6 protein-coding genes are annotated in these 7328 nt (G+C 34.3%); 4 read left to right on the forward strand and 2 right to left on the reverse strand.

Translation table 11 applies throughout. From position 1 onward, the window contains the following. Positions 1-72 precede the first annotated feature (72 nt). Positions 73-1446: a radical SAM protein gene (locus DPQ89_RS18365; protein ID WP_127718509.1), complete on the forward strand. Its 1374-nt coding sequence runs from the start codon at positions 73-75 to the stop codon at positions 1444-1446. Here DPQ89_RS18365 and DPQ89_RS18370 read toward each other — a convergent pair. Beyond that, complete coding sequence (locus tag DPQ89_RS18370) at positions 1443-3383, reverse strand: methionine--tRNA ligase (RefSeq protein WP_127718510.1); 1941 nt, start codon at positions 3381-3383, stop codon at positions 1443-1445. The genes DPQ89_RS18365 and DPQ89_RS18370 overlap by 4 nt on opposite strands. A 350-nt stretch (positions 3384-3733) precedes the next feature. Between DPQ89_RS18370 and DPQ89_RS18375 the strand changes: the two genes are divergently transcribed. Beyond that, on the forward strand, positions 3734-4537 hold the full coding sequence (locus tag DPQ89_RS18375) for a DNA helicase (RefSeq protein ID WP_127718511.1): 804 nt from the start codon (positions 3734-3736) through the stop codon (positions 4535-4537). 55 nt (positions 4538-4592) lie between these two features. Here the strand turns inward: DPQ89_RS18375 and DPQ89_RS18380 are convergent, their stop codons facing one another. Next, the gene (locus DPQ89_RS18380; RefSeq protein WP_164848546.1) at positions 4593-5330 is read right to left on the reverse strand and encodes a phosphatase PAP2 family protein; all 738 of its coding nucleotides are present in this window, start codon (positions 5328-5330) and stop codon (positions 4593-4595) included. Between the two features lie 64 nt (positions 5331-5394). Here DPQ89_RS18380 and DPQ89_RS18385 point away from each other — a divergent pair, with 64 nt between their 5' ends. After that, positions 5395-6390, forward strand: coding sequence for a hypothetical protein (locus DPQ89_RS18385; protein WP_127718513.1), 996 nt, complete (start codon positions 5395-5397; stop codon positions 6388-6390). Between the two features lie 49 nt (positions 6391-6439). Next, positions 6440-7141, forward strand: coding sequence for a DNA alkylation repair protein (locus DPQ89_RS18390; protein ID WP_127718514.1), 702 nt, complete (start codon positions 6440-6442; stop codon positions 7139-7141). Positions 7142-7328 lie beyond the last annotated feature (187 nt).

Genomic DNA, 7328 nt, shown 5'->3' on the forward strand with positions numbered 1-7328 from the left:
TTTTAATTAATCTTATTTTAAAAAGACAGGCCAATAAAGTAAATAGGCTATAACTTCCTTAAAGAATTGACTATGTTAAAAGTTTTACTCTTAAATCCAAGCAATGAAAAAAATGAAATGGTCATTAAAGATCAGTACTGTTCGTTTACCTCTAAAGCCGACTACTTTTGGGTTCCAATTGATCTACTTGTTTTAAGTGGAGATCTATCGAACAGATTTGATCTTAAGGTTATTGATTCTACTGCCCAGCAGATTGATAAAGAGGAAACGATAAAACAGGTAAGGGAATATGATCCAGATCATGTAGTTATACTCTCGTCTTTACTTACTCACGATTATGATAGGGAGCTTATTCGTCAGTTTAGAGAATTTAAGCCTGATCTTAAAACAACATTTCTAGGGGATGTATTCTATTTCTCTAGAGATGAAATGATTAAATTTGATGAGGTTGACTCAATTATTTACGAATATCCTTGTCCGGAGCTGAGTGAATATATTGCAGGAGAAGATGTCTCTTGTAATATGATTTATAAAAAGGATGGAAAGATCGTTAAGGCACCATTTCGTTCTAATGATGAAATTGTTTATTCAACGCCAAGGCATGATCTATTCTCACTAGAGAAGTACTCTGTACCGTTTATGATGGAAGATATTTGTACATCTGTTTTAACTAACTTTGGTTGCAAATATACTTGTAATTATTGTCCTGCTTCTTCAGTTAATTTTAGACAAAGAAGCCTTGAACAAATATTTGAAGAATTAACTTATCTTGAGTCTGTGGGAATTAAAAATATTTGGATCCGTGATTTTACTTTTGGACTAAATAAAGCAAGAACGAATGAGTTTTTAGACAAATTAAAAGAACTCGGCTTTTCATGGTTCTGTCTAAGTAGAGCTGAAACTTTGGATAATTCAATGATATCAAAGATGTCAGAGGCGGGCTGTTATCTTGTTATGATTGGAGTTGACTCGATAAGTTCAGATACAATGAAGAAGATTTCTAGAATTCAAAAAAGAGATATTCTAACAGATCGAATTGCTCATTCTACAAAATCAGATATTCAAGTACTTGTTCATATGATTCTTGGGTTTCCTGGGGATAAGTTGATAGATATGATTAGAACAGTTCACTTCTTAGCGACGACTAAGGCGAATTTTCTTTCAATAAATTTCTTCTCACCTAGAGCGGGGTCTAACTACTTTCAAAAGGACTTTATTCACAGGTTTAATGAAATGAATTTAGACTCAAATTTTGCAAACTTTGAAGGTGAGGATAGAAGCTTTTCAATAGTTCTTGTTAAGTACTATGCTCTACTCATTTTCTATTTGAACCCAGTCAGAGTCTTTAGAATTCTTTATGGAATGAAATCTAAGAGGATGTTTGATCTGATCTTCAAAACTGGGGTTAAGCAGTTTTTTCCAAAAAGAAAAAACAAATCTCTTTAAGATTCCGATACTGATGGAAAGTATTCTACTTGCTCACCAATCTTATGGTTTTGTGGAAAATCATTTTTTAATTCATCTAAAGCATAAATACTTTCAGGTAAATTTAATGACTTTCTTAGTTTTTCCATTGTTTCTGGTGCAAACGGAGAGAGCATAATTAGAATATTTCTCAAAATATAAAAGCTTGAATAAAGTGCGTCTGATCTTTCTTCAAGTGGGTATCTATCATCATGAGGCTTGTACTGATTAAACAGACCATTAATTATTCTTGCATAATTCTCTAGAGCTCCAAGGGCCTTAGGATACTCGGCTTTTTCCATGAACTTAGTGTATTGTTGAATGATCTTTAGGGTCTCTTTTTCAGTTTTTCCAATAAGTTTTCCTGTTGGAACAACACCTTCAAATTTAGCATTACAAGCTGAGATAGGTTTCTCAAATGAAGCATTCAGTGGCCCTGCTAGAAATTGATTCTTATTATTAAAGACTTCAAAGTCAAAGTTTGATGCTTTTTCAGATAAGCTTAGAGAAGCTAAAAAGTATCTAATTTGATCTGCTGAGTATCCCATTTCATCAATAAGCTGGTCTCCTGAATAGAAGTTGCCCTTTGACTTACTCATCTTTTCACCATTAATTTGTAAGTGGAAATTGCTGAAGATCTCTGTTTGTTGAAGCTCGCCAGCAACGGCTTGTCTCATTGGATCTTCTTGTACTCCAAACCACATTGAACCTTGCATGAGAACGTAAAAGAAAACGTTATCAGTTCCAAGGAATTGATAGACTTTTGCTTCTGGGTCACACCAATAGTCTTTGTATAAGTCCTCTGAGAGTCCTTTATTTTTAAGTGCAACTTTTGTAAAAGAAATTGGAGCTATCAATGATTCTGGCCACACATAAAGTGTCTTATTTTCCATGCCTGATTCAATATCGGTAGGAACTGGGATACCCCATGATACATCTCTAGTTATTGATCTATGGGCCCATCCATCATTAAGTTCACAAGTGATTCCTTGCTTCTCTAATAACTTTTTTCCTGTTGATAAGTCAGCGAGATTTTCAAATTGAACTAGAACCTTTCTTCCTGGAGCATATCTGCTCTTATGAGTAGGTAGGGACTCTTTTATTTCTTTGTATGCATCTTCCATTTTGTTTGTGAATGTCACACAAGGATAAACTGTTCCAAGTACTTCTTGGAGAATAGATTTTCTCCACGTTCTTTGTTTTGTATTTAGCCATTCAATTAACTGATCAGTAACTTTCCACATGTCTAGAAACCAGTGATCAGTATCTTTAAGAACAGGAGTAGAATTACTAATCGTACTTACAGGATCGATGAGTTCGCTTGGATCATACTGTGTTCCACACACGTCACAGTCATCACTGTAGGCCTTAGTATTGTCACAGTTTTCATTAGGGCATTTTCCTTGAACAAATCGATCTGGGAGAAACATGTCCATTTTTGGGTCATACCACTGCTTACTTGTTTTCTTTTCAAGCATATTATTTGAATGCATCTTTTTTAGGAATTCCTGACAAAGGTCTTTATGAGCTTCATAATTTTCTTTACGAGAAGTTCCAGTATAAGTATCTAATCCAATTGAAAAACGGTTCATAGTTTTCAACTGCTTTGCATGAACATCTTCAATAAAACTTTCAGTCGTCATACCTAATTTCTTAGCGGCAACTTCACTATTCGATCCATGATCATCAGTACCGCATACAAAGAGAACCTTATCGTTATCTATGAGAAGCTTAGTCCATCGTGCAAAAATATCTGCTGGAACGTGAGCACCAGCAAGGTGACCAATATGTACTGGTCCATTTGCATAAGGCATTCCGGCCGTAATGACAGCTTTCTTTGGTCTCTTTACACGAGATAGGATTGAAGGAATGTCCTGCTTAGGACGCATGTCTTTTTTGTCTTTTTTGTTATCATTCATGAAGATAAATTTAGCAGTAAGCTGAAAGTTAGTCCATTGCTAGCTATAGTAAAAACACAACTTTAAGTAAATTGTACTCATATTAATCTAATGGTTTGTTTAGATTGTGCTGCAGTGAGAAAGAATAAGCTTTCATAATTCTAGGAGCTTGAGCTTAGTCGCTAGAAAATTCATTGATTCTTATCTCATTTTAATTCATACTGGATACATAGGTATCGTGTTCATGCCTCCCCCCCTTGTTGGGAAAGCACCAAAGTGTTGAATAGAGAGAAGTTCAAATTCATCTAACCTTAAATTAGGGATTAGACAGAAAAGGGGAATGTTTAAACGCCTTAATACGGAGGTTTCAGATGAAATTATCATCACCAATTCATGTTTTGAAAAGTCAGGCCAAGGCCTTAAAGAAAAGTCAGTCTATTTCTATGTCCGAAGCACTTAATAAGATTGCCATGAGAGAGGGGCATAGTAGTTGGTCTTTATTGCAATCAAAAAACTCTCAAATGCTTCCTACTTCTTATTGTGAAATCTTAGACTTCTTTAATGAAGGTGATCTTGTTCTAATTGGAGCAAGACCAAATATGGGAAAAACTAGTTTTACAATAGGGCTCTTTGTTCAAGCTATCCAAAGAAAGCGAGCTCCAAATTATTATTTTACCCTTTCTGAAGTGCAACGGGATGTGGCCGGACGTATTGCAATCTATGATGAATCAATAGGTAACTTGAATGAGCATTTAGGTTATATAGGAGTTGATTATTCTAATGATATAAATGCAGACTATGTCATAGAGAGAACGAAGGCAACAATAGATAAAGAATCGATCATTGTTATCGACTATCTTCAAATGCTCGATGAAAAAAGAACGAATCCGCCTCTACAAGAACAAGTTGAAAAATTGAAGAAATACGCTAAAGACACTGGCTGTATAATTATTTTTATTTCACAAGTAAAAAGAGAGTTGGAAAATAGATTAGATAAGAAACCAACCCTAAGCGATATAAGACTTCCCAATCCTCTAGATTTAAAATTTATTAATAAGATCATGCTTCTCTATAGAGAAGGTAGTGAGCCTAAAGAAGTAAGTGTAATATTCCATCGTCCTAAAGAATATGAATTTAAAGTTCTTTGGGATAGAGAGAAGATTAAATTTTCTTAGCTCTTAATGTTACTAGCGTACTCCTTGGTATTTTGCTAATACTTATTCATTTGATTTAAAATCGATATGAAGTCATTAGTGTAGCGGACTTTAGGTCTACGCTAGGTATAATCGTTAAGAAAAATGGAGATTTCTTTTTTCGGTGATTTAGATAAACCCCCCAACCATAGCTGGCCCCTATTGTTGCCCCTGCTAAAACATCATGGGTCCAATGTCTTCCGTCATTTATCCTTGAAAGGGATATAAAGCTTGCAACTGCATATGCTGGAAGTCCCCAGTAAAGACCGTGCTCGGCCGTAACGATAGAGGCAAAAGCAAAAGACATAGAAGCGTGACCAGATGGAAAGGAGTCATTCTCCTCAGGGTATTCAGGTCTTTGCGCTTTAACTGCTGTTTTTATTGAGGCCGTAGTAAGAAGTGTATAGAAAGAAGCATCTATCATCATTTCTGCTCTTTCGAGTGATCTATTTTTTCCATAGAGATAGCCATGGGTTAAATAACTTAGTGAGTATATCGCATTTAGGTATCCCCATCCTAGAGCTTCGCCAATATAGCCGTAATTTCCTAGTGGAGGATCGTGAGTGACTCTGTTTGCAGCTTTTTCACTAAAGTCTTCCTTGTTTAAAGCAACAAAAGCTGTAATAAGTGAGCCTCCAATGAAAATATACTTTGCGTTAGTTGTAAAAGGGGATCCAAGATCTGATAAAATAATATCTGTTTTACTTGCTTCAGTTATTTCAGCATATGAAGGCAGGCAAAACGTGAAAATAAGTATAATAATAATGTTTTTCATTACTTTATTATGTCTTAATTGACTTTGTTCGGATATGTTATTTTTCATTTCTTAAGGTAAATTGATGAGATTTTTATTTTTTGTTCTAATGACATTTTTAGGAACGTTTTGTTGGTCAAAAGAACTGCCTATTTTGATTGATGATAAAAAAAATGATGCTTTGTATCCTGTTACTTATTACTTTAATTCAGCTTTCGACGTTATACAGAACCCATATTATTTTTCACAAAGCGATTTCATTGAGAAACATAAAATTTTATTCGAGCGAATAAGCTCTCCACATGAGTCTATCAAAAATGATGGAGGATATAAGAAATTTTTTAATGATGAATTTTTAACTTCCAGAGTGGTTCCAAATATTGGACTTCATATGATAGGTGGAGCTTACGACAAGCTTTATTTGTATCAATATTTTGAAGCTAGGAAATATCCTTGTCCCTTGATATTTACTATTGGAGTCTCATATTTAGGACATTTTGGTAATGAGGCGCTAGAGCTGACCAATCCAAATATTACTAGTCATGATAATATTGCTGACCTATACGTCTTTGATGTTTTAGCATTTTATCTTGCCTTTAGTCCTAGGGCCATGAGCTTTTTAGTAAATGATCTTCAAATGAAAGCGTGGCACTTGCAACCGATGTTCTTATTTGAAAAAAGTGATATTACCAATGCAGGCCTTAACTATATATTCAGACCTAATATATTTGATAGCAAGTTAAGACCATTCGTTTTTATGGGCATGCAGAACCTTATTGGGTTGAGCTATGAGTTTGGAAATAAACAATCTCTTACGACAGCATTTGGAATGGCATTGACTGATCCTCTAGAGCAGAAAGGAAAGTTTGTGACGGCACTATTCTATGATAAGAATGATTTTGTAGCATCGTCTTTGTATATCAATGGGACTGAAGATTATCGGATTCGATTAAATATTTATCCTGAGCTGTTTAATTTTAATAAAATTAAGTTAGGGCTTCTTTTAGGTCAAAAAAGAAGTCATGAAGAAGTTGTCGGAATCAATATAAATCTTCCTTTAGGGTTGGCGGGTTTAAACTAAATGTTGGTGAAAGTTTTTTTCAAAAAAGAATGTAGATAAAGGATTAGATATAAAGCTACAAGAAGAAGTTAGGACACTGAGAAATCCAGAAAGGGCTGAGAAATGTAAAAGATTTTTCAAAACTGGAAAGGGGGAATATGGTCATGGAGATTTATTCTTAGGGATTAGTACACCAATATTAAGAGACTTTGCAAAAAAAAACATTCAACTTTCTATTCCAAATGTAAAAAGACTAATTAAATCTAAATTTCACGAAGAAAGATTGTTAGGGCTTTTGATATTAGTTAATAAATATCAAAAAGCTGAATCGAATGAAGTTGAGCAGAAGATATTTCAGATATATATATCCCATTTTAAGTATATAAATAACTGGGACTTAGTTGATGTTACTTGCCCTCATATTGTCGGCAAGCATCTTATGGATAAGGATAGAGAGCTTCTTTATAAATGGGCCAAGTCTGATGATTTATGGACACGAAGAATTGCTATGATTACCAATTGGTGGTTTGTAAGGAAAGGAGATTTGAAAGATGTTTTTAAAATATCTAAAATTCTTTTAAATGACGAGCATGACCTTATTCATAAAGCAGTTGGTTGGATGCTCCGTGAAGCGGCGAAAAAGGACCTCGCAAAATCAGAAGCTTTTTTGAAGAAGCATTACAAAAAAATGCCAAGAACAATGCTTCGTTATGCTATTGAGAAGTTTCCTGAAACAAAGAGACAGAAATACTTAAAAGGAAAAATATCTTAGTCATTCTTTTTTACTCTTTAAAAAGTGGATGAACACACTTAATGGTGTTTTCTCTGCGTCACAAGTCTTAAGAACAGGCATGAAAATTCAATCGTTTATAATTGGTTTACCACAACTAATTAGTAACAAAGGAATTATTCATGCCCAGTAATGAGCTTACTAAATTTTTACTATTACCAAAACTAGA

It is taken from the genome of Halobacteriovorax sp. HLS (assembly GCF_004006665.1).
Taxonomy (GTDB): Bacteria; Bdellovibrionota; Bacteriovoracia; order Bacteriovoracales; family Bacteriovoracaceae; genus Halobacteriovorax.

Bases quoted from the DNA above. Each gene is read 5' to 3' on its own strand.
- DPQ89_RS18365 (WP_127718509.1), top strand. From the start codon at position 73: ATGTTAAAAGTTTTACTCTTAAATCCAAGCAATGAAAAAAATGAAATG.
- DPQ89_RS18370 (WP_127718510.1), bottom strand. From the start codon at position 3,383: ATGAATGATAACAAAAAAGACAAAAAAGACATGCGTCCTAAGCAGGAC.
- DPQ89_RS18375 (WP_127718511.1), top strand. From the start codon at position 3,734: ATGAAATTATCATCACCAATTCATGTTTTGAAAAGTCAGGCCAAGGCC.
- DPQ89_RS18380 (WP_164848546.1), bottom strand. From the start codon at position 5,330: ATGAAAAACATTATTATTATACTTATTTTCACGTTTTGCCTGCCTTCA.
- DPQ89_RS18385 (WP_127718513.1), top strand. From the start codon at position 5,395: ATGAGATTTTTATTTTTTGTTCTAATGACATTTTTAGGAACGTTTTGT.